The sequence below is a fragment of the bacterium genome (assembly GCA_024224155.1).
GTDB lineage: Bacteria > Acidobacteriota > Thermoanaerobaculia > Multivoradales > JAHEKO01 > CALZIK01.
On sequence record JAAENP010000318.1, the window covers coordinates 1 to 3,473 of the forward strand.

The window sequence follows — 3,473 nt, forward strand, 5'->3', positions numbered from 1 at the left end:
AGGACAGCACGGCCAGGCTCCGCAAGAGCTCAGACGGCTCCTCAAGCGAATCGCCGAGCACATCTCCGACTGGGAGCCGGACTCTCTTCGCTTCATCGAAGGGAGCAACGGACTGCAGAGTGGCTTGGTCGGCCCGGTGCCCACCTCGCTGCTCCTCGAGAACCACGGATTTGAAGACGGCGGACCTTCGTTAGGCCCCTCTACCGTTAACGCCGGAACCCAAGACACCCAACCGACGATGTCCGAGGAACCACTCCCACTGCCGGGGACCTCGGTTTCTCACCCACCTGTCCCTTCAGAACCGGCAAGCGCGGAAACAGCTGAAATCTGGCGTTACTTCGGCCTGAACGGCGATCCTTTCTCGCTGACTCCAGATCCTTCTCTTCTCTATCTCAGCCCCGACCACAAAGAGGCTCTCGCGGCCCTTCAGCTCGGACTGATCGAGAGACGTGGCCTGATCGTGATGGTTGGAGAGGTTGGGACGGGCAAAACGACTCTCAACTACGCTTTGTTGAGTGGTCTCGACTCGCGCGTCGAATCCGCCTATGTTTCCAATACCTCGCTCGATTTCGATGAGATGATGGAAGCGGTTCTCAAAGACTTCGGTATATCCCTTCGCGGGCGGCGGAGGTTAGACCTCCTCGAATCGCTGAACGAATTCTTAGAGGCAGCCGCCCAACAAGACAAGACCGTAGTTATGGTCATCGACGAGGCACAGACACTGTCCGCCGAGAGTGTCGAACAGCTCCGTCTCCTCCTCAACTTCGAGAGCTACCAGAAGAAACTCCTACAGATCATCCTCGTCGGCCAGCCAGAGCTAGCCGAACGACTCAGCAGCCCGCAAATGCGGCAAATCGCCGATCGGATCGCGGTCCGCTGCCATCTCAATCCACTGAGTTACAAGGAAGTCCTGAACTACATCGAGAACCGAGTCGAAGCGATGGCGGGCTCCACAAATATCTTCACTCGGCGTGCTCTTAAGCATGTAGCGAAGAAATCTTCGGGTATTCCGCGTCGCATCAACATACTCTGCCACAACGCGATGCTGTTCGCCTACGGCCACAACGAGCGCAGAGTCGGTCGCGCTATGGTTGCGCAGGTCGCGCGAGAGATGAGGGGCGAGCATCTCCTCACACGCCCCAGCGTGGTGCGCCCCTCCTCGGACAGATTGATTGCGAAGTTGGCACACCTCAGACTTCCCTTTCGATCCAGGCTGAGTCTGGCCGTAGCTGTCCTTGTGGTCTCCACTCTTGGGCTGGGCGGCCTTCTGGTTCCGGCCGGTCAAAAAGGCGATACAACCTCTCATCCAGTGATCCTCGGGTCCGAGAGCCCGCGCCTGGCGCCCGTAGATGCCGCGAAAGCGACGGCGCTTGAAGAATTCCCTGTCTCCAAGGTTGCTGGATCCGATGCCGACGACGCACTACCTGTCGGGTGGACGACAGCGAATGTCAATCTGCGGACTGGCCCGAGCCGCTCGTTTCCCGTCCTCCGCATCCTGCAATCGGGCGCCGACGTCCCGATCGGCGACGCGGTCGACCGGCCCGGACCCGACGGGCAGGAAGAGGCCTGGCTCCAGGTGGCTGCTTCGGGACAGACCGGATGGGTCCATGCTGACTTCGTGAGCCTGATCGATGACCGAGACCCACCGGCCCACGAGCCGCTCAGTGAGGGAGCCCTGAACCAGCCTGGCCGGAAGGGCCAGCATCCTGGATTGATCCTACCGGGCGAGACGGTTCGTTTCCCCGAAGTGTCTGATGATGAGAACGTGGCGAGAAGCGAGGGCAACATTGAGTAGGTATTTCCGAACCTTGAGCCGTCTGAAGCAGGCGCAGGCATTGGAGTCCGCGGCACCCACCGCACGCTCGGACGAACCCAGCTCCGATCGCGGCTTCCCGGCCATCCCCGACACCGCGCCAGACGGCCCGGCATTCCCCGAGCTGATCCTCGCAAAGCAGGCCGCGGCTTATTCAGCACTACTCGAGCGTCTTCGAGCCCGGCTTACGGACGTGCCGGTTCCACGGATCGTGATCGCCAGTGTCTCCCACCTCGAGCCGGTTGATCTGTTAGTCGCGGGGCTGGCACAACAGGTAGAGCAGAGGGGTCTCCGACTGGCGTGCGCCAAGCTTGAGACGGCCAATCGACAGAGGGTGCTTCGACCGCATGGGGCGGGCGCCACCGATCATCCCGGGGTACGGCCGGCCGACGAGCGGCCGGGACCGATGGGCCTCGCCGGAAACCTCGACACGAGCCCGGGCGCTGCGTTGACGCAGAGCGGCATCAAGGAATGGGTCGAGCGTGCCGCTTCCGGCAACGACCTCGTCCTCCTCCAGGCACCACCGCTCCTGAGCTCCGCCGAAGGGGCGCTGATCGCGAGGAGCTGCGATGGCTTGCTGATTGTCGTGCAACCGATGGCGACGACCCGGCAGGACCTTCGGGAAGCGGTCGCACAGGCCCGCACGGCTGGCTGCGAGCTGCTCGGGTTGGTAATAACTGGGAGCATCGATTGGCTTCCCCGCGGGTTGCGTAGGTTCTTCGGCAGGCAGAGCTCGTCGTTGGGTCGATGAGCGCTCTGCACATGGATTCTCCGGACAATTTACGATCCGAGAGCGCTCCAAAGCTGAAGGCCCTTTTTGTCTCGCCAGGTCGATGGGTCCCTTTCATCGATCAGGATATCGAGACCCTGAGTAAGGAATACTCCCTAGAGGTTCTCTATCGCCCGGATTTCGCTTCAAGACGGCAACTCCTGCTCGCGGTGTCACGTCAACTCCTGTCCGCCCGGAACTCGCTCGTCTACATTTGGTTCGCCGAGCCCTACGACACGCCCTTTATCGTTCTATTGGCTAGGCTTTTCCGGGTACCTTCGGTCATCGCCATAGGCGGCTACGAGCTCGTCTCGATGCCCGAGGTCGGCTACGGCGCGATCACCCGTCGGCGCGATCGAATGCAGCTGGCCTGCGCTCTTCGTTTAGCTCACACGCTGCTACCAACCTCGGAGTTTCTGGCACGTGAGCTGCGCCGATTGGGACACTACCGGCGGATTCAAGTGATGCCGCCCGATATCGATTGCAGCTACTTCCGGCCCTCCGCTGGAGAGCGGGAGCGCCTTGTCGTAACGGTGGCGCGCGTTACCGAAGCACAGTGGCAGGTCAAGGGACTCGATGTCTTTGCTTCTGTTTCGGCACTGCTGCCGGACATCTCCTTCGCCATTCTCGGTCCTTGCGAAAGCTCCGCCCTCTCGGAGAGGCTTCGCAACCTTGGAGGGCCCAACCTCCTGATCCCGGGGGAGAACCTCTTGCCCGAGCAGCTCTTGCGGTGGTATCAGCGCGCCACGGTCTATGCACAGCTCTCCGCGAGAGAGAGTCTGGGCGTCGCGTTGGGCGAAGCGATGGCCAGCAGCTGTCGGCCGGTAGCCTCCGACGTCGCTGCACTTCCCGACCTGGTGGGTGAGTCCGGCGCCCTGGTCCCCTATGGCG

The 3,473-nt window shown here is 61.8% G+C and carries 3 protein-coding genes; all 3 read left to right on the forward strand.

Annotated features, from left to right (window positions below):
- On the forward strand, positions 1-1,795 hold a 1,795-nt coding region (locus GY769_16700; protein MCP4203560.1), incomplete at its 5' end, for an AAA family ATPase.
- 13 nt (positions 1,796-1,808) lie between these two features.
- Positions 1,809-2,564 (forward strand): CpsD/CapB family tyrosine-protein kinase, encoded by a 756-nt coding sequence (locus tag GY769_16705; GenBank protein MCP4203561.1) that lies wholly within the window; start codon positions 1,809-1,811, stop codon positions 2,562-2,564.
- Positions 2,561-3,473, forward strand: a 913-nt coding sequence (locus GY769_16710; protein ID MCP4203562.1) for a glycosyltransferase family 4 protein, incomplete at its 3' end; no start/stop codon positions are given. The genes GY769_16705 and GY769_16710, both read left to right, overlap by 4 nt.